The organism is Kitasatospora sp. NPDC023120 (assembly GCF_055560835.1).
This window is the reverse complement of sequence record NZ_JBVHHY010000017.1, coordinates 55,019-73,146: the sequence shown is the minus strand read 5'-3', so window position 1 is coordinate 73,146 and position 18,128 is coordinate 55,019. Positions and strand designations below refer to the sequence as shown.

The 18,128-nt window shown below is 73.6% G+C and carries 20 protein-coding genes; 9 read left to right on the top strand and 11 right to left on the bottom strand.

What is annotated here, in order from left to right; translation table 11 throughout:
• Window positions 1–21: 21 nt before the first annotated feature.
• A complete protein-coding gene (locus ACZ3TI_RS24655) occupies window positions 22–882 on the top strand; it encodes a PHP domain-containing protein (RefSeq protein WP_465729619.1) in 861 nt (286 codons plus the stop codon).
• Window positions 883–965: 83 nt separating this feature from the next.
• Here the strand turns inward: ACZ3TI_RS24655 and ACZ3TI_RS24650 are convergent, their stop codons facing one another.
• Complete coding sequence (locus ACZ3TI_RS24650) at window positions 966–1,607, bottom strand: suppressor of fused domain protein (RefSeq protein WP_465729617.1); 642 nt, start codon at window positions 1,605–1,607, stop codon at window positions 966–968.
• Between the two features lie 429 nt (window positions 1,608–2,036).
• Here ACZ3TI_RS24650 and corA point away from each other — a divergent pair, with 429 nt between their 5' ends.
• Complete coding sequence (gene corA / locus ACZ3TI_RS24645) at window positions 2,037–3,158, top strand: magnesium/cobalt transporter CorA (RefSeq protein WP_465729615.1); 1,122 nt, start codon at window positions 2,037–2,039, stop codon at window positions 3,156–3,158.
• Window positions 3,159–3,214: 56 nt separating this feature from the next.
• On the opposite strand, the gene ACZ3TI_RS24640 is transcribed toward corA, so the two are convergent.
• On the bottom strand, window positions 3,215–4,195 hold the full coding sequence (locus ACZ3TI_RS24640) for a DMT family transporter (RefSeq protein WP_465729613.1): 981 nt from the start codon (window positions 4,193–4,195) through the stop codon (window positions 3,215–3,217).
• 161 nt (window positions 4,196–4,356) lie between these two features.
• Here ACZ3TI_RS24640 and ACZ3TI_RS24635 point away from each other — a divergent pair, with 161 nt between their 5' ends.
• The 4 genes from ACZ3TI_RS24635 (at window position 4,357) to ACZ3TI_RS24620 (ending at window position 8,208) form a co-directional block, all read left to right on the top strand.
• Entirely contained in the window at window positions 4,357–4,896 is a 540-nt protein-coding gene (locus ACZ3TI_RS24635) for a hypothetical protein (RefSeq protein WP_465729611.1), read from the top strand.
• Between the two features lie 129 nt (window positions 4,897–5,025).
• Entirely contained in the window at window positions 5,026–6,321 is a 1,296-nt protein-coding gene (locus tag ACZ3TI_RS24630; protein WP_465729609.1) for a magnesium transporter MgtE N-terminal domain-containing protein, read from the top strand.
• A 76-nt stretch (window positions 6,322–6,397) separates the two neighbouring features.
• Window positions 6,398–6,946 carry a DUF1003 domain-containing protein gene (locus ACZ3TI_RS24625; protein ID WP_465729833.1) on the top strand — a complete coding sequence of 183 codons (549 nt, stop codon included), beginning with the start codon at window positions 6,398–6,400 and terminating at the stop codon, window positions 6,944–6,946.
• Between the two features lie 101 nt (window positions 6,947–7,047).
• Window positions 7,048–8,208, top strand: coding sequence for an Mrp/NBP35 family ATP-binding protein (locus ACZ3TI_RS24620; RefSeq protein ID WP_465729607.1), 1,161 nt, complete (start codon window positions 7,048–7,050; stop codon window positions 8,206–8,208).
• Between the two features lie 79 nt (window positions 8,209–8,287).
• On the opposite strand, the gene ACZ3TI_RS24615 is transcribed toward ACZ3TI_RS24620, so the two are convergent.
• From ACZ3TI_RS24615 to sigE, 4 genes are all read right to left on the bottom strand, one after another.
• On the bottom strand, window positions 8,288–8,956 hold the full coding sequence (locus tag ACZ3TI_RS24615) for a hypothetical protein (protein WP_465729605.1): 669 nt from the start codon (window positions 8,954–8,956) through the stop codon (window positions 8,288–8,290).
• 232 nt (window positions 8,957–9,188) lie between these two features.
• Window positions 9,189–9,626 carry a sec-independent translocase gene (locus ACZ3TI_RS24610; protein WP_465729603.1) on the bottom strand — a complete coding sequence of 146 codons (438 nt, stop codon included), beginning with the start codon at window positions 9,624–9,626 and terminating at the stop codon, window positions 9,189–9,191.
• A 136-nt stretch (window positions 9,627–9,762) separates the two neighbouring features.
• Window positions 9,763–10,671, bottom strand: a complete 909-nt coding sequence (locus ACZ3TI_RS24605; protein WP_465729601.1) for a zf-HC2 domain-containing protein — start codon at window positions 10,669–10,671, stop codon at window positions 9,763–9,765.
• A 110-nt stretch (window positions 10,672–10,781) separates the two neighbouring features.
• Window positions 10,782–11,513: an RNA polymerase sigma factor SigE gene (gene sigE, locus ACZ3TI_RS24600; RefSeq protein ID WP_465729831.1), complete on the bottom strand. Its 732-nt coding sequence runs from the start codon at window positions 11,511–11,513 to the stop codon at window positions 10,782–10,784.
• A 288-nt stretch (window positions 11,514–11,801) separates the two neighbouring features.
• Between sigE and ACZ3TI_RS24595 the strand changes: the two genes are divergently transcribed.
• Window positions 11,802–12,434, top strand: a complete 633-nt coding sequence (locus ACZ3TI_RS24595; protein WP_465729830.1) for an O-methyltransferase — start codon at window positions 11,802–11,804, stop codon at window positions 12,432–12,434.
• A gap of 111 nt (window positions 12,435–12,545) precedes the next feature.
• Here ACZ3TI_RS24595 and ACZ3TI_RS24590 read toward each other — a convergent pair whose 3' ends face one another.
• A complete protein-coding gene (locus tag ACZ3TI_RS24590) occupies window positions 12,546–12,713 on the bottom strand; it encodes a DUF3117 domain-containing protein (protein ID WP_270144370.1) in 168 nt (55 codons plus the stop codon).
• A gap of 299 nt (window positions 12,714–13,012) precedes the next feature.
• Between ACZ3TI_RS24590 and ACZ3TI_RS24585 the strand changes: the two genes are divergently transcribed.
• A complete protein-coding gene (locus ACZ3TI_RS24585) occupies window positions 13,013–13,813 on the top strand; it encodes an enoyl-CoA hydratase-related protein (RefSeq protein ID WP_465729599.1) in 801 nt (266 codons plus the stop codon).
• A gap of 4 nt (window positions 13,814–13,817) precedes the next feature.
• Here the strand turns inward: ACZ3TI_RS24585 and ACZ3TI_RS24580 are convergent, their stop codons facing one another.
• Both ACZ3TI_RS24580 and ACZ3TI_RS24575 read right to left on the bottom strand, forming a co-directional pair.
• Window positions 13,818–14,411: a DNA-3-methyladenine glycosylase I gene (locus ACZ3TI_RS24580; protein WP_465729597.1), complete on the bottom strand. Its 594-nt coding sequence runs from the start codon at window positions 14,409–14,411 to the stop codon at window positions 13,818–13,820.
• Window positions 14,408–14,866 carry a DivIVA domain-containing protein gene (locus tag ACZ3TI_RS24575; protein ID WP_465729595.1) on the bottom strand — a complete coding sequence of 153 codons (459 nt, stop codon included), beginning with the start codon at window positions 14,864–14,866 and terminating at the stop codon, window positions 14,408–14,410. Before ACZ3TI_RS24575 ends, ACZ3TI_RS24580 begins: the two co-directional genes overlap by 4 nt.
• A gap of 181 nt (window positions 14,867–15,047) precedes the next feature.
• On the opposite strand from ACZ3TI_RS24575, the gene folP reads away from it, so the two are divergent.
• Window positions 15,048–15,860, top strand: coding sequence for a dihydropteroate synthase (folP, locus tag ACZ3TI_RS24570; protein ID WP_465729829.1), 813 nt, complete (start codon window positions 15,048–15,050; stop codon window positions 15,858–15,860).
• 32 nt (window positions 15,861–15,892) lie between these two features.
• Here the strand turns inward: folP and ACZ3TI_RS24565 are convergent, their stop codons facing one another.
• Entirely contained in the window at window positions 15,893–16,702 is an 810-nt protein-coding gene (locus tag ACZ3TI_RS24565; protein WP_465729593.1) for an LOG family protein, read from the bottom strand.
• 113 nt (window positions 16,703–16,815) lie between these two features.
• Complete coding sequence (gene dapE, locus ACZ3TI_RS24560) at window positions 16,816–17,892, bottom strand: succinyl-diaminopimelate desuccinylase (RefSeq protein WP_465729591.1); 1,077 nt, start codon at window positions 17,890–17,892, stop codon at window positions 16,816–16,818.
• Window positions 17,893–18,128: the final 236 nt, after the last annotated feature.

The following is an 18,128-nucleotide window of genomic DNA, read 5'->3' as shown; positions in this document are numbered from 1 at the left end:
AGAGCCCCCAGGAGCCGACCCGTGCGCATCGACCTGCACGCCCACAGCAACGCCTCCGACGGCACCGACAGCCCGACCGAACTGGTCGCGGCGGCGGTCGCCGCGGGCCTCGACGTCGTGGCGCTCACCGACCACGACACCGTGGCCGGGCACGCCGAGGCCGCCGAGGCGGTGCACGCACTGCCCGGCGGCGCCCGGCTGACCGTCGTCCCGGGCGCGGAGCTGTCCTGCGTCGTGGACGGCGTAAGCATGCACCTGCTGGCGTACCTGTTCGACCCCGAGGAGCCGCGGTTCGCGGCCGAGCGGGAGCTGGTGCGCACCGACCGGTTCCGGCGCGGGCGGGCGATCGTCGAGCGCTGCCGGGAGCTCGGCGCGGACATCGACTGGGAGCAGGTGCAGCGGATCGCGGGCGCCGGCTCGGTCGGCCGGCCGCACATCGCCAGCGCGCTGGTCGAGGCGGGCGTGGTCGCCACCGTCTCGGACGCCTTCACCCCCGAGTGGCTGGCCAACGGCGGCCGGGCGGACGTCCGCAAGCACGAGACCGACCCGATCGAGGCGGTCCGGCTGGTCCGGGCGGCCGGCGGGGTGCCGGTCTTCGCCCACCCGGGCGCGGTCAAGCGCGGTCGGACCGTCCCGGACGGGGTGATCGCCGACCTCGCGGCGGCCGGGCTGGCCGCGCTGGAGGTCGACCACACCGACCACGACGAGGAGACCCGGGCCCGGCTGCGCGGGCTGGCCGGCGAGCTCGGCCTGCTGGTCACCGGCTCCAGCGACTACCACGGCACCCGCAAGACCGTCCGGCTCGGCGAGCACACCACCGACCCGGCGGTGTACCAGGCGCTGCTGGCGCAGGCCACCGGCGCGAAGCCGATCGAGCGCTGAGGACGCCGGCCGCCGCGCTCCGGCGTACCGGAGTGAGGGCGGGCGTGCGGACATTGCCACGCGCCGGCCCGACTGAGCGACCGTCAGTCCAGCTTGACGCCGCGGCGGTCCGGGTCGCGCAGATCGGTGCCCTGGTTCAGCCAGCGCTCCTGGAGTGCGGCCGCGCCGTGCACCCGCTTCCAGCCCGCCTCGTTGGGCGTCATCGGCAGCAGCGGCAGGAAGCGGACCGGCTCGGCCGGCTCGGCCAGCTCCAGGTCCTCGACCAGGCCGCCGGGCTCGGCGGCCAGCACCGAGGTGAAGGGCGCGCCGTCCCAGAGCGGGGCGCCGAGGTCCAGCGAACCGCCCGGGGCCACCACCAGGCCCTCGACCTGCGGGGTCGCGGCGAAGGTGGCCAGGCTGCGCAGCACGCTGTCGCGCCCGCCGCGGACGGTCAGCACCAGTTCGACGCGCGGGCCGCGCAGTTGGTCGGCGACCATCGCGGTCGGGTCGGCCATCGGCGCGGCGGCCATCCCGAGCGTCGCGTACCGCACCAGGCCCTCGGCGTCCGGGCCGAAGCGCAGCACCTCGATCCGGTCGGTGCCGAGGAAGGTGACCGCGGCACGGCCGCTCGGCTCGCCGAAGGCGGAGATCAGCCGGGCCTCGACGGCGGCCAGCACCGCCTCCCGGGTGAGCTCCGGGGAGCTGCCGCCGTGGGGGTCGCCGAAGAGCGGGAAGTCGTGGGCCATGCCGGTGAGCGTAACCCGCTGGGGCGGGCGGGCCACGGGCGGGCGGCTCGGAGGGGCGGCACGTCAAGGGCCCGTAAAGGCTCGGAAACCCGTCGGCACCGATGGCCGGTCAGATGTTAGGGTGAGCGACTGGCCACCGGGATCCTTCCATCCCGGGGCGGCGGCGCGAAGGAGGTGGTTGCGGTGGATACCGGCCGACCATGCAGTACCGGCAGCTCTGCCCGGCCCCGCCTTCCCCGTACCCCGCGCCCCGCAGGCCCAATCGGCTGAATCAGCCGCGATAGCCCCGGGCGCCGGCCCCACGGAGACGGACCGGCCGGGAGAGCACTTTCATCCCCCTGTCACCGGTGTTCTTCGCCGTCGTACCGCGGCCGAACGTTTCTTCTTCCGCGCTGCCGTGCGACGGCTCCCTGCCCCTGGGAGCCTGCCATGTCGATGATCAACAGCCTGCGTGCCGCCGTTCGCACCAACCGCCGCCGGGTCGCGGCCGGGGTGTACGACGTCCTGACCGAGGACGCCGCCTCGGCGGTCGTGGACTGCGCGGTCTACCAGCACGGCAAGCGCAAGGGCGAGGCCTGCAGCCCGCGCGAGGCCGCCCGCCGGGTCAGGGCCGAGCAGCAACTCCCGGACGGCGCGGGCTCGTTCAGCTGGATCGGGCTGCACGAGCCGACCGAGGAGGAGTTCGAGGGGATCGCCCAGCGCTTCGGCCTGCACCCGCTCGCGGTCGAGGACGCGGTGCACGCGCACCAGCGGCCCAAGGTCGAGCGCTACGACGACGTGCTGTTCGCCGTCTTCAAGACCATCCGCTACGTGGAGCACGACCAGCTCACGCCCACCAGCGAGGTGGTCGACACCGGCGAGCTGATGGTGTTCGCCGGGCGGGACTTCGTGATCACCGTCCGGCACGGCGGCCACGGCTCGCTGCAGGAGCTGCGCCACCGCCTGGAGGCCGACGCGGACCAGGCCGGACTGCTCGCCAAGGGCCCGTCGGCGGTGCTGCACGCGATCGCCGACCACGTCGTGGACAACTACCTGCTGGTCGCCGAGCGGCTGCAGAACGACGTGGACGAGATCGAGTACGGCGTCTTCTCGGCCAAGGGCGGACGCAGCGCCGACGTCGGCCGGGTCTACCAACTCAAGCGCGAGGTCCTGGAGTTCAAGCGCGCCGTGGTGCCGCTGCTGCGCCCGATGCAGCAGCTGTCCGAGCCGCTGCAGCGGCTGGTGGACCCGGACATCCAGAAGTACTTCCGGGACGTCGCCGACCACCTGGCCCGGGTCGCCGAGCAGGTGCACGGCTTCGACGAGCTGCTGAACTCGCTGCTCCAGGCCAACCTGGCGCAGGTCTCCGTGGCGCAGAACGAGGACATGCGCAAGATCACCGCCTGGGCGGCGATCTTCGCGGTGCCCACCATGATCACCGGCGTCTACGGCATGAACTTCGACTACATGCCCGAGCTGCACCAGCCGTGGGGCTACCCCGCGGTGCTCGGCGGGGTCGTGGTGATCTGCATCGGGATGTACCGGGGCTTCCGCCGCAACGGCTGGCTCTGACCGCGCGGCGGACCGCTCCGGACATCAGCGCCGGCCGGCGCCGCCCGCCGGGAGCCTCAGCGCCGCCCGCCGCGGGCGACCAGGACCAGTCCGAGCAGGATCAGCACCACCGCCGGGTAGGCGGCCGCCGGGGGCCACTGGCCCAGCCAGAGGGCGGCGATCAGCGCCGCTCCCGGGGTCTCCAGCAGAATGGCCGTGGAGGTCAGCGACGGGCCGAGGCTGCGCACCACGCGGTTGCTCAGCGAGTGGCCGAGCAGCTGGGCGGTGACCATCAGCAGCACGATCTGCCACCACACCCCGGTCGGCCACCCGGCCATCGGGGTCCCGGCCACCAGGCAGATCCCGAGCAGGACCACCGCCGTGGTGGCGTAGCAGACCAGGGTGTACGCGGTGGTGCTGACGGTCTTGCGGACCTCGGCGCCCAGCAGCATGTACCCGGCCGCGGCCAGTCCGGCGGCGAGGGCGAGCGAGTCGCCGAGCAGCGCGCGCGGGGAGAGCGAGAGGTCGACCCCGGTCAGCACCAGCACGCCGGCGAAGGCCACGGTCGTGCCCAGCCAGACCATCCGGGGCGCCCGGACACCCATCAGCCGCATCAGCAGGATGGTCCACAGCGGGGTGGTGGTGACCAGGGCGGTGGCGGAGGCCACCGAGGTCATCCGCAGGCTGGGCATCCACAGCGCGAAGTGGACGGCGAGCAGCGCCCCGGCCGCGATCGCCAGCAGCAGCGCCCGCCGCCCGATCCCGCGCAGCTCGGCGCGGTGGCGCAGCAGCGCGTACGGGCCGAGGACGCCGACCGACATGACGTTGCGCCAGAAGGCGATCGCCAGCGCGGGCGCGGCGGTGGCGCTGATCAGCGGGCCGGACAGCGAGATGCCGCCGATCGAGACGGCGAGCAGCAGCAGGTCGAGGGTGGGGAGCGGGTGCGCCGGCCTCGGATCGACGGCGGACCCGGTGGCCGGGGTGGGGGCGGGGGCGGTCGCGGGCCGGGCGGCGGGCACGGCGCTCCTCTGCTGGTCGCGATGGGTGGGGCGGCTCATACGGTAAGGCCCGTGACGCAGTAATGGAACTGTCGCCCGGGGGCTGAGACATCGGACGCGTGGAGGCTGGGACGTCGGAGGCGCGGAGCCGGGACGCCGGGCGGGCCGGACCGGGACATCCGGCGGACGGGAAAGGGCGGGAAACCCGTACGCTGTCGGCCATGGACCGTACGCCCGCTGCCGCGACCGCCGACGCCTTCCTCGACCAGGCCCTGCTGGAGGAGGCCGCGAAGAAGTCCGGCCTCCTCTGGGTGTGCGCGGACGGGCAGGAGCAGCCCCGGCCGCTGTGGCACGCCTGGCACGACGGCGCGGTCGTGGTGGTCGGCGAGGGCGGCGAGCAGCCGCTGCACGGCCTGACCCCCGGCGCCGGAGCCGCGGTCACCGTCCGCAGCAAGGACAAGGGCGGCCGGCTGACCGGCTGGAGCGCCCGGGTGGTCGAACTCACCCCGGGCAGCGAAGCCTGGCAGGGCGCGGTCGAGGAGCTCAAGGGCAAGCGGCTGAACGCCCCGGACACCGACGCGATCACCGAGCGCTGGGCCCGCGAGTGCCGGGTGCTGCGGCTGGAGCCCGCCGGCCCGCTCACCGAGCGCCCGGGCGCGATGCCGGACGGCTCGCTCGCCGCCCAGCCGATGCCCACCCCGGCCACCACCCGCCGCCCGATCCCGGCCGGCCTGCCCAAACTGCTGTTCAAGCGCCGCTAAAGCGTCATGCCGAGGACTCCTCCGGCCGCTAGTGTTCCTCGTCGGGCCGGGCCCGGCACTCGCGGGTAGATTTGGCCCCGGGTGCGCCCCGGTGCACCGCGCACGGCGTCGAGCGAGTCGAGGGAGTCCATGGCAGGGCCAGGCACCCGGGTCTTCATCTCCCATCTGTCCGCCATCGCGGTCTTCGACCCGAACGGCGACCAGGTCGGTCGGGTCCGGGACGTGGTCGTCTCGTTGCGGCTCGGCGGGCGCCCGCCGCGCGTGCTGGGCCTGGTGGTCGAAGTGGTCGGCCGACGCCGGATCTTCCTCCCGATGACCCGGGTGACCAGCCTGGAGTCCGGCCAGGTGCTCACCACCGGCGTGATCAACCTGCGCCGCTTCGAGCAGCGCCCGTCCGAGACCCTGGTGCTCGCCGAGCTGCTGGACCGCACCGTCACCTGGTCCAAGACCGGCGAGGACGTCACCGTGCTGGACGTCGGCATGGTGCAGACCCGGCTGCGCGAGTGGGAGATCAGCAAGGTCTTCGTCCAGGTCGGCCGGGCTGGGCGGCTGCGCAAGGCCAAGGGCGAGCGGCTCACCCTGGACTGGCAGGACGTCACCGGCTTCTCCCTGCCCGAGCAGGACCAGGGCGCCGCCAACCTGCTCGCCACCTTCGAGCAGCTGCGCCCCGCCGACCTCGCCAGCGTGATGCACCACCTGTCCGCCAAGCGCCGCGCCGAGGTGGCCGCCGCGCTGGACGACGAGCGGCTGGCCGACGTCCTGGAGGAGCTGCCGGAGGACGACCAGGTCGAGATCATCGGCAAGCTCCAGGAGGAGCGCGCCGCCGACGTCCTCGAGGCGATGGACCCGGACGACGCCGCCGACCTGCTCTCCGAGCTGCCCGGCGACGAGGCCGAGCGGCTGCTCCAACTGATGGAGCCGGACGAGGCCGCGCCGGTGCGCCGCCTGCTGACGTACGAGGAGGACACCGCCGGCGGTCTGATGACCACCGAGCCGATCGTGCTGGAACCGGACGCGACGGTCGCCGAGGCGCTGGCCCGGGTCCGGATCAGCGACCACAAGCCCGCGCTCGCCGCGCAGGTCTTCGTCTGCCGCCCGCCGAACGAGACCCCGACCGGCCGCTACCTGGGCACCGTGCACTTCCAGCGGCTGCTGCGCGAACCCCCGTACGTGCTGGTCGGCTCGCTGGTGGACGACGACCTGGACCCGCTGCCGCCGGACACCCCGCTGTCGCTGATCACCAGCTACCTGGCGACGTACAACCTGGTCGCCGCGCCGGTCGTGGACGAGATGGACCACCTGCTGGGCGCGGTCACCGTCGACGACGTGCTCGACCACCTGCTGCCGGAGGACTGGCGCGACGCCGCGCTGCACGCCGACGACACCCACCACGACGAGAGGGAAGGGGTGACCGGTGGACGGTGACCGCAACGGCCGGCCGGACGACTCCGCGCGCCGGCGCCTGCAGGGCGAACTGCGCCAGCTTCGCCGGTTGCGCGAGCTGCGCACCCGCGAGGGCGCCCGTGAGCGGCGGGTGGAGACCATCCCGATCACCGGTACCGGCCGCGCCCGGCTCGACCAGCCGCGCACCGCCCGCCCCGGCCTGCTCTCGCTGCCCTCCTACGACCCGGAGGCGTTCGGCGTCCTCTCCGAGCGGATCGCCCGCTTCCTCGGCACCGGGCGGTTCATCGTCTGGATGACGGTGGTGGTCGTCGTCTGGATAGCGTGGAACAGCCTGCTGCCCGCGACCGTGCGCTTCGACGAGTACCCGTTCATCTTCCTGACCCTGGCGCTCTCGCTCCAGGCCTCGTACGCGGCCCCGCTGATCCTGCTGGCGCAGAACCGCCAGGACAACCGGGACCGGGTCAACATGGAGCAGGACCGGGCCCGCAGCGACCGCAACATCGCGGACACCGAGTACCTGACCCGCGAGGTCGCCGCCCTGCGGCACGGGCTCGGCGAGGTCGCCACCCGTGACTTCATCCGCAGCGAACTGCAGTCACTGCTCAGGGAGATCGAGGAGCGCCGGGAAGCCCCCGAGCCGCTGTGACGGCGACGCGGCGCGGGGGGTGGCGCCGGCGTGGCGCCGCTGTGACCGGCGGCACGCTACCGGCGGGTTAAGCGGTTCGCCCGGCGCCGTACCATCAAGGCATGGCCAACGAGACAGAGGTCGCGGCCGGCGTCACGGAGGAGTCCGTACGCCAGGCGCTGGCGACCGTCAACGACCCGGAGATCAACCGTCCGATCACCGAGATCGGCATGGTGAAATCGGTCGAGATCGCCGAGGGCGGCGCGGTGCGCGTCGCGGTCTACCTGACGGTCTCCGGCTGCCCGATGCGCGACACCATCGTCACCCGGGTCCGCGAGGCGGTCGGGAAGGTCCCCGGCGTGACCGGCGTCGAGGTCGAGCTCGACGTGATGAGCGACGAGCAGCGCAAGGAGCTCTCCCAGCTGCTGCGCGGCGGCGCCCCCGAGCGGGAGATCCCGTTCGCCAAGCCGGGCACGCTGACCCGCGTCTACGCCGTCGCCTCCGGCAAGGGCGGCGTCGGCAAGTCCTCGGTGACGGTCAACCTGGCGGCCGCGATGGCCGCCGACGGCCTGAAGGTCGCCGTCGTGGACGCCGACATCTACGGCCACAGCGTGCCGCGCATGCTGGGCGTCGAGGGCCGGCCCACCCAGGTCCAGGACATGATCATGCCGCCGCAGGCGAACGGCGTGAAGGTCATCTCGATCGGCATGTTCACCCCCGGCAACACCCCGGTGGTCTGGCGCGGGCCGATGCTGCACCGCGCGCTCCAGCAGTTCCTCGCCGACGTCTGGTGGGGCGATCTGGACGTGCTGCTGCTGGACCTGCCGCCCGGCACCGGCGACATCGCGATCTCGGTGGCCCAGCTGGTCCCCAATGCCGAGATCCTCATCGTCACCACCCCGCAGATGGCCGCGGCCGAGGTGGCCGAGCGGGCCGGCACCATCGCGGTGCAGACCCACCAGAAGATCGTCGGCGTGATCGAGAACATGTCCGGCATGCCGTGCCCGCACTGCGACGAGATGATCGACGTCTTCGGCACCGGCGGCGGTCAGACCGTCGCGGACGCGCTCACCCGTACGGTCGGCGCGACCGTCCCGGTGCTGGGCTCGATCCCGATCGACGTGCGGCTGCGCGAGGGCGGCGACGACGGCCGCCCGGTCGTGCTCGCCGCGCCCGACTCCCCGGCCGGCGCGGCCCTGCGCGCGGTGGCCGGCAAGCTCGGCGGCCGCCAGCGCGGCCTGTCCGGGATGTCGCTCGGGCTGACGCCCAAGAACAAGTTCTGAGGCGGTAACCGCCCCGCCCCGAGCCGAAGGGGCCGGTGATTCTCCATGAATCACCGGCCCCTTCGTCGTGTTCCGGCCCCTACGGGCGGGTGTAGCCGGCCAGGTCCGGCAGGGTGGAGAAGCCGACGCCGTAGGCGCTGACGCCGCGGCCGTAGGCGCCGAGCAGGACGCCGGGGGCCTCGCCGGCCAGCACCCAGCCGTACTCGGACTCGCGGTAGCGGAAGGGCTGCGGCAGACCGTTGACCGGCAGGCTCAGGGTGGACCAGCCGGGGCCGGCCAGGTCGTCGGCGAGGTCCCAGGCGAGGCTGCTCTGCTGGTCCAGCCAGTCCTGGCGCAGCGCGCGGTCCAGCTGGCCGGGCCAGGTCGCGGCGAGCAGGCCGGAGCCGGCCAGCCAGGCGGCGGAGGAGGCGCTGGTCGCCTCCAGGATGCCGGTGTTGTCGGCGCTGCGGCGGCTGTCGCGGCGGGCGACGGTGACCACGGCCGCGAACTTCCGCATGTCGCGCGGCTCGTACTGCTTGGCGGGCTCGTCGCCGTGGCCGAGCGAGCCGTAGTCGACGCTGCCCGCGGCGCGGGTGCCGGCGCCGGCCTGCATCAGGTAGCGGCGGCCGGTCCAGCCCTCGTCCAGCCCGTACCAGGGGAAGTCTGCGGACAGGTAGGGCACCAGCGGGTCCGCCGGGCCGGCCTGTCCGCCGACCACCGGGCCGCCGGCCGTGGCCGTCACCCCTCCCGCCTGACTCGTCGCGTCCATCCCCGGGCCTCCTCAAACGCACGTTGCCTGCCGTGGCGCGCTCCCATGGTGGCGTACCGCGGCGTTCCCGGGGGCGGTTCCTGGTCCGCGACGGCGCGGAATGTGACGGACGGCTCAGGACGGCCCGGTGGGAACAATCAGCACAATAGCGGCGCACACGCCACCGCCCCGCTCAGCCGGGCGACCGGGCGGGGCGGTGGCGTGCTGCCGGAGCGTCGTACCGGAGCGCGGGTCAGGTGGCGTCGGGGTCGAACGGGGGCCGCTCGCCGGGCGCCAGCGGGGCGCCGGCGGAGGCGGGCGCCGGGGCCGCGGCCTTGTCGAAGCTGACGCTGCCGCTGCGGCCGTTCACCGGCGTCGCGGGCTTGTCGTCCAGGACGGAGCGGATGTCCAGCGAGTCCTTCATCTCCTTGAGGCCCAGCGGGTCCTCCTGGCCGCCCATGAGCTGCTTGCGGACGAAGGTCTTGGGGTTGAGGTCCTCGAACTCGAAGTCCTTGAACTCGGGGCCGAGCTCGCTGCGGATGTCCTCCTTCGCGTTGTCGGCGAAGGAGCGGACCTTCTTGATGAAGCCCATGGTGTCCTGGATCAGCTTCGGGAGCTTGTCCGGGCCGAAGATGATGATCGCCATCACGATCAGGGTCAGGATCTCCAGCCCGCCTACGTCGCTGAACACCTTTGCTCCCTAGCTCGTCGGACGACGGTTCCTACAGGGTAATGGCCACCGGCGAGTCCCTGGCCCACGCTGCGATGAAGCCGTGGTAAAGACCTGCCGGTGGCCGGGTCCGTCGAAACCGGACGCGAGGGAGGTGCTAGCGGGTCTGCTGGCGCAGGGCGGCGATGCCGCCGGGGTAGCGCTCCGGGGTGGCCGGCGGGGACGCGTCGCGGGTCGCGGCGACCGCGCGGGCCGGGAAGTCCACCGGGACCTGCGCGTTCATCGGGACGAGGCCGCCGCCGCGGCCGGTGCCGGCGTTGCCGCCGGCCGGGCTGACGGTCGTGCCGTGGCGGTCCTCGCCCTGCGGGGAGAGCCCGCCGACGCCGCCGAGGGTGACCGCGGCGACGGAGAAGGCGCCCGCGGCGGCGAAGACCAGGCGGCGTCCGCGCGCGGAGGAGCGGAGGGCGGCCGCGGTCGGCTGCGGCCGGGCGTCGCGGTCCGGTCCGGCGGCGGGCTCGGGACGCGCGGAGCGTCGGCCCATCAGCGGCCGCAGCACCGTGCCGCGCCCGAAGGCGCGCGGGTCGACCCCGGGGACCGGGGTGTCGGCGCCGAGCGCGCCCGCGCCGAAGGAGGCCCCGGCGCCGCGGCCGAAGGAGCCGCCGGTGAGCCGGCTGCCGCCGAGCGTGCCGGTAGCTGCGACCCCGCCGCCGGGCAGGTCGTCGTCATCGCGGTGCCCGCGCCCGGGGGGCCAGTCGCCGGCCGCCGGGCCGTCCTCGGGGAGGTTGCCGACGGCCATCAGCCGGGCCATCAGCCCGGCGGACGGGCCGGGCGTGCCGGTGCGGGCCAGCAGGTGCTTGACGGCGCGGCCCTCGTCGGCCTCGGCGAGGCACTGCGGGCAGGTCGCCAGGTGCGCCTGGACCCGCTCGCGCGAGTCGTGGCCGAGTTCGCCGTCCAGGAAGGCGGAGAGGCGGTCGCCGAGGTGGTGCTCCTCGACGGCGGGCTCCACGGGCCGTACCGGCAGCGCGTGCAGGGCGGTGTCGGCGGGCAGCGCCAGTGCGGGCAGCACGGGCTCACCGGGTTCGTCGGTACCGCGACGACCCGGCAGGGCCCAGCTCCGCCGGGTCAGGGACCGGCCGGACGCGTCCGACCGGTCCGAGCCGGACCGGCTGGTTCCGCTCACGATCGCCTCCGTCCGCGCCCACCGGGCGCGACCGCGGCTTCGACCGCCCCGACGCCGACCGGCACCGGCTCCTCCGAGCCGCCGCGGCGCTCACGGCCGGGGGCCGAGCCGGGGGCGCGGTGCTTCAGCGCGGCGCGCAGGTGCGAGCGGCCGCGGTGGATGCGGCTGCGGACGGTGCCGAGCTTGACGCCCAGCGTGGCGGCGATCTCCTCGTACGAGAGGCCCTCGATGTCGCAGAGCACCACGGCCGCGCGGAACTCCGGGGCGAGCGTGTCCAGGGCCTGCTGCACGTCGGCGTCGAAGTGGGTGTCGCTGAAGTGCTGGGCCGGGCTGGGCTCGCGGGAGGCGAGCCGCTCCGCCGCGTCCTCGCCGAGCGCGTCGAAGCGGATGCGCTGGCGGCGGCGGACCATGTCCAGGAAGAGGTTGGTGGTGATCCGGTGCAGCCAGCCCTCGAACGTGCCGGGGGTGTAGGTGGACAGCGAACGGAACACCCGGACGAAGACCTCCTGGGTGAGGTCCTCGGCGTCGTGCTGGTTACCCGTCAGACGGTAGGCGAGCCGGTAGACGCGGGCGCTGTGCGCCTCGACGATCTCCTCCCAGGAGGGCGGAGTCCAGGTCTGCGCGTCGGGGCCCTCGGCGAAGGTCGCGAGAGCGGGGGCCTCGGCGGTACCGGCGACCGGCGTGGCGGCGGCGGGCTGGTCCAGGTCGGAGTGCGCAGGCTGGTTCATCACGGGCTTCGGCGTACGGGCCGACGCGGTGCCGCGGAAGTGCCGCCGCACGGGGACGTCGCCCTCGGCCACACCTCCTCGGTCGGCTCTTCTGCCCAGCAGGGCCACCACCATATCCACCTCACCCGTCAAGCCCGGATAAAAGTGCCCGGGAGGTCTCCCGCACCCGGTCCGTCATGACAACGGCCCGCCGCAGTACGCGGTTCCCGGTCGGCCAGTAATCTGTGGCAGGAAATATCGACATCCCCCGGCACCGGGCCGCCACCCGGGGCTCCGAGAGAGGCAGCCATCAGCGACTTCGGGCCCGCGCGTACGGCCCTCGCCGACACCTACGTGGGCGAGGACGCGGTGCTGACCTACGCCCGGGCGCAGTCCGCGCGGACCGGCATACGCGCGATCGGGCCGAGCGGCGGGGCCTGCCTGCGGCTGCTGGCGGCCGCGCTGGACGCCAAGGCGGTGGCCGAGATCGGCACCGGCACCGGGGTGTCCGGGGTCTACCTGCTCCGCGGGATGCGGCCGGACGGCGTGCTCACCACCGTCGACTCGGAGCCGGTGCACCAGCAGCTGGCCCGCGAGGCGTACCAGGCGGCCGGTTTCGCGGCCAACCGCTCCCGGTTCATACCGGGGCGGGCGCTGGAGGTGCTGCCCAGGCTCGCCGACGGCCAGTACGACCTGGTGTTCTGCGACGGCGATCCGGCCGAGTCGCGCGAGTACCTGCTGGAGTCGCTGCGGCTGCTGCGACCGGGCGGGATGGTCTGCTTCGAGGGGGTCTTCCAGGAGGGCCGGCTGGCCGAGCCGGAGCTGCAGGACCCGCAGACCGGCGCGGTGCGGGACCTGGTCCGGGACGTCCGGGAGAGCGAGGCCCTGCTGCCGGCGCTGCTGCCGGTCTCGGACGGGCTGCTCTGCGCCGTCAAACGGTAGTCACCGCCGAGGCGGGCGGGAACGGGCGGGAAAACGCGCGGACCCGGGCCGACATGACGTCGCACCCGGGCCCGGCGGCACATCTCCAGGAGACGGCGAGCACCCGCTGGGTCAGCCGGTGACCTTCATCAGGGCATCGCCCAGGGCTTCGGCCTCGTCAGGCGTGAGCTCCACCACAAGGCGTCCGCCGCCTTCGAGCGGAACGCGCATGATGATGCCCCGCCCTTCCTTGGTGACTTCGAGCGGGCCGTCACCCGTCCGCGGCTTCATGGCCGCCATGCTCGTTCCCCTTCCTGCAACCGCTCAGCTACGCACCGGCAGTCCGTCCACCGCCGGTATCGAACGCATTGATCGGAAGCCATTATCCCGCATGCCACGGGCTGATGACCAACATCACTCTCGGTGCAACCTCGGCCGGACCGCCCCCAACCGCCGCAATTCCCGTCATAAGCCCCGGCGTGGCGGCAGTGCGGACGCGACCGGAAGGTGCGATACCTCACACTCCCCAGGCCGCCGCGTGCTCCGGCATCCTGGCACACGACACCGACACCACGACGATCACCCGGGAGCCCTCACCCATGTCCGATTCCGTGCTGTACGAGCTCGACGGCGGGCTGGCCGTCATCACCATCAACCGTCCGGAGGCGATGAACGCCCTCGACGTCGCCACCAAGGTGGCGCTGCGCGACACCGTCGTCGCCGCCGCCGAGGACCCGGCGGTGCGGGCGGTGCTGCTGACCGGTGCGGGCGAGCGGGCGTTCTGCGTCGGGCAGGACCTGAACGAGCACCTGACGCTGTTGAAGCGGGCCGAGGAGACCGGCGAGGGCGCACTGCGGACCGTCGCCGAGCACTACAACCCGCTGACCCGGGCGCTGGCCGGGATGCGCAAGCCGACCGTCGCCGCGGTCGGCGGGGTGGCGGCCGGCGCGGGCGCCTCGCTCGCCTTCGCCTGCGACTTCCGGATCCTGTCCGACCGGGCCGGCTTCAACACCGCCTTCGCCGGGATCGGCCTGACCGCCGACTCGGGCGCCTCCTGGACGCTGCCGCGCCTGGTCGGGCACGCCAAGGCCACCGAGCTGCTGATGCTGCCCCGGACGGTCAAGGCCGCCGAGGCGATGGAGCTGGGCCTGGCCACCAAGGTGGTGCCGGCCGCGGAACTCGCCGCCACCGCACGGGTCTTCGCCCGCGAGCTCGCCGAGGGCCCGACGGTCGCGTACGGCGCCATCAAGGAGTCGCTGGCGTACGGCGCTTCGCACTCGCTGTCCGAACTCCTCGACAAGGAGGACGAGCTGCAGACCCTGGCCGGGGAGAGCGAGGACCACCGGATCGCGGTGCGCGCCTTCATCGCCAAGGAGAAGCCCGAGTACGTGGGCCGCTGAGGCGCTAAGCCTTCGCGCCGGTGCGAACGTGGCAGTCCGCCAGGTGGTCGTCCACCAGGCCGCAGGCCTGCATCAGGGCGTAGGCGGTGGTCGGGCCGACGAAGCGGAAGCCCGCCTTCTTCAGTGCCTTCGCCAGCGCCGTCGACTCGGGCGTGACGGCCGGCACCTCGCTCATCCGGCGGGGGGCCGGCCGGTCCGGCTCGGGGGCGAACCCCCAGATCAGCCCGTCCAGACCGCCGTCCAGGTCGCGGGCGACCCTCGCGTTGGCGATCGCCGCCTCGATCTTGGCCCGGTTGCGGATGATGCCGGCGTCGGCGAGCAGCCGCTCCTTGTCGGCCTCGCCGAACTCGGCGACCCTGGCGATCTCGAAACCGGCGAACGCGGCCCGGAAGCCCTCGCGGCGGCGCAGGATGGTCAGCCAGGACAGGCCTGACTGGAAGGCCTCCAGGCAGACCCGCTCGAACAGCGCGTCGTCGCCGTGCACCGGGCGGCCCCACTCGGTGTCGTGGTAGACGCGGTAGTCGTCGGTGGAGTCGCCCCAGGCGCAGCGGAACAGCCCGTCCGCGCCGAGCACCGCGCCGCCTTCCGGCACCGTCACTTCTCGTCCACCGGCTTCGCGTCCTCGGGGGCCCGGGCCGGCCCCTCCGCCGACGGCTGGGCCGACGGCTTGGTGAGGGCGACGGCGGGCTCGACGACCTTGGCGAACTGCTCCAGGCCGGGCAGCGGTTCGGCCGCCGGGTCGGGGGCGGTGGTCGCCTCGACCGCGTCGCGCAGGTGGGCGGCGGCCTCCAGCTCGGCGATCCGGGCATCGCGGTAGGCGAGTTCGGCGCCGAGACGGTCCAGGACGTCGTCCACCTCGTCCATCCGGTAGCCGCGCAGCGCCATCGGCAGGCGCAGCTCGTCCACGTCCGCCTTGCCCAGCGGGCGGTCCTGCGGGAGCCGTGCGGCGATGCGGTCCGGCACCGCCTCCGGCATCGAGCCGCCGCCGCCGAGCGCCACCAGGGCGGCGCCGCCGACCACCACGGCCATGGCGACCACGATCACCCAGAACACGAGCTGTCCTCCCGAACTCCCGGTCGGCCTTCGTCGAGGTGCCAGGGAACCAGACTGATCATGACAGCATGGTCCCTTAGTGAGGCCGGGGGCCATCATCGCACCCGCAGGAGCTCTGGAGGAGACATCGGTGGCACTGCGCCTGGGACCGCGGGAATTCGGTGACGACGAGCTGGTGATCATGGCGATCGTCAACCGGACGCCGGACTCGTTCTTCGACAAGGGCGCGACCTTCGCCGACGAGGCCGCGTTCGCCGCCGCCGACCGCGCGATGGCCGAGGGCGCGGCGATCCTGGACATCGGCGGGGTGAAGGCCGGGCCGGGCGACGAGGTCACGGTCGAGGAGGAGCTGCGGCGCACCGTGCCCTTCGTCGCCGAGCTGCGCAAGCGCCACCCCGACGCGGTGATCAGCGTGGACACCTGGCGGCACGAGGTCGGCGAGGCGGTCTGCGAGGCGGGCGCCGACCTGCTGAACGACGCCTGGGGCGGGGTGGACCCGAAGCTCGCCGAGGTGGCCGCCCGGCACGACGTCGGGCTGGTCTGCACCCACGCGGGCGGCGCCGAGCCGCGCACCCGTCCGCACCGGATCGGGTACGAGGACGTGATGGCGGACATCCTCCGGGTGACCGTGGGGCTGGCCGAGCGCGCAGTGGAGCTGGGCGTGCGACGGGACGCGGTGATCATCGACCCGGGGCACGACTTCGGCAAGAACACCCGGCACTCGCTGGAGGCCACCCGGCGGCTGCCGGAGATGACCGCGACCGGCTTCCCGGTGCTGGTCTCGCTCTCCAACAAGGACTTCGTCGGCGAGACCCTGGACAAGCCGGTGGACGAGCGGCTGCTCGGCACCCTGGCGACCACGGCGGTCTCGGCCTGGCTGGGCGCGCAGGTCTACCGGGTGCACCAGGTCGCGGAGACCCGCCAGGTGCTGGACATGGTCGCCTCGATCCGGGGCACCCGCCCCCCGGCGGTCGCCCGCCGGGGGCTGGCGTGAACCGTCGCCGGACGTCGCCGTTCGGCTAGCCCCTAGATCTCGTTCACGGGCCGACGGGCGTCGGCGAGGATCTTCATGACCTCGTCGACCTCGTCGGTGATGTGGAACAGCTCCAGGTCGTGCGGAGCCGCCTTGCCCTGCGCGACCAGGGTGTTCTTCAGCCACTCGAAGAGGCCGCCCCAGTACGCGGTGCCGTAGAGGATCACCGGGAAGCGGGTGACCTTCTTCGTCTGCACCAGGGTGAGCGCCTCGAACAGCTCGTCCAGGGTGCCGAGGCCGCCGGGCAGGACCACGAAGCCCTGCGCGTACTTCACGAACATCGTCTTGCGGACGAAGAAGTAACGGAAGTTCAGCCCCAGGTCGACGAACTCGTTGAGGCCCTGCTCGAAGGGCAGCTCGATGCCGAGCCCGACGCTGAGGCCGCCGGCCTCGGAGGCGCCGCGGTTGGCGGCCTCCATCGCGCCCGGGCCGCCGCCGGTGATCACCGCGTAGCCGGCCTCGGCGAGGGCCCGGCCGATGGTCACGCCGGCCTCGTACTCGGGCGAGTCGACCGGGGTCCGGGCGGAGCCGAAGACGCTGATCGCGGGCGGGAGTTCGGCGAGGGCTCCGAAGCCCTCGACGAACTCGGAGGTGATCCGCAGCACCCGCCACGGGTCGGTGTGCAGCCAGTCGGTCGGACCGGTGGTGTCCAGCAGGCGCTGGTCCGTGGTGCTCGTGCCGACCTGGTCCCGGCGCACCAGCACCGGGCCTTTCTGCTTCTCGGGCCAGGCCTTCTTCTTCCGCGGCACGCCGACCTGCTCGGGGCCGTGTCCGTAGTGCTTCTCGTCTCCTGTGCCTGTCATGACGAAACCCTACGCCCGCCTTCCCCCGTTTTCAGGCAACGGGGGAAGGTCGGTTGGGCAACCGGAAGATGGCGTTCGACCGGTGATCGGTTCAGCCGTCCGGGGCGCGGGACTCAGCTGGTCAGCCAGACCCGCAGCCGCTCCTCGGTCTCGGCGATGGCGCTCAGCGAGCAGTGCTCCTCCCGCTTGTGCGCGAGGTTCGGGTCGCCGGGGCCGTAGTTGACCGCCGGGACGCCCAGCGCGCTGAACCTGGCGACGTCCGTCCAGCCGAACTTGGCCCGGGCCTGGCCGCCGGTGGCCGCCAGGAAGGCCTGCGCGGCCGGCTGGGAGAGACCGGGCAGGGCGCCCGGGGCGAAGTCGGTGACGGTCAGCTCGAAGCCGTCGAAGACCTCGCGCACGTGCTTCTCCGCCTCCGCCTCGCTGCGGTCCGGCGCGTAGCGGAAGTTGACCGTCACGACGCACTCGTCCGGGATCACGTTGCCGGCGACGCCGCCGTCGATCCGGACCGCGTTCAGGCCCTCGCGGTACTCCAGGCCGTCGATCTCCACCCGGCGCGGCTCGTAGTTCGCCAGCCGGGTGAGCACCTCGGCGGCGTGGTGGATGGCGTTGTCGCCGAGCCAGCTGCGGGCCGCGTGGGCACGCACGCCGGTGAGCCGGACCTGTGCCCGCAGGGTGCCCTGGCAGCCGCCCTCGACCATCGCCCCGCTGGGCTCCATCAGCACCGCGAAGTCGGCGGCCAGCCACTCCGGGCGCTCCCGGGCGAGGTGGCCGAGGCCATTGCGGTGGGCCTCCACCTCCTCGCAGTCGTAGAACACGAAGGTGAGGTCCCGGTTGGGCTCGGCCAGGGTGGCGGCGAGCCGCAGCTGGACGGCCACGCCGGACTTCATGTCCGAGGTGCCGCAACCGTAGAGCAGGTCGCCCTCGACGTACGAGGGCAGGTTGTCGGCGATCGGCACGGTGTCCAGGTGGCCGGCCAGGACGACCCGCTCGGCGCGGCCCAGGTTCGTCCGGGCGACCACGTTGTTGCCGTACCGGTCCACGGTGAGGTGCGGGTAGCCGCGCAGGGCGGCCTCCACGGCGTCGGCGAGCGCCTGCTCGTCGCCGCTCACGGAGGGGAAGTCGACGAGGCGGGCGGTCAGCGTTCCGCCGTCGAGCGTGAGGTCCAGGGGCGTCGGGTTCGGGCTGCTCATGGCGCCAGCCTAGTCCCGGGGGTCGTGCGCCCTGCGTGGTCGTCCGGTGACAGGGCGGGACAGGGTCCGTGACATGGACAGGGCCCGGTTCGTGACATGGACCGGACGCGGTCTGTGACACGGATCGGCTTCGTTTCGGCAACCGGGGGGCGCCGCACATCCGTCCGAGTGGGTACGGTGTCGGATCAAGGTGCAGGCGCGAGAGGGGCGACGGTGGCCAGGAGAAGGAGCAGCGA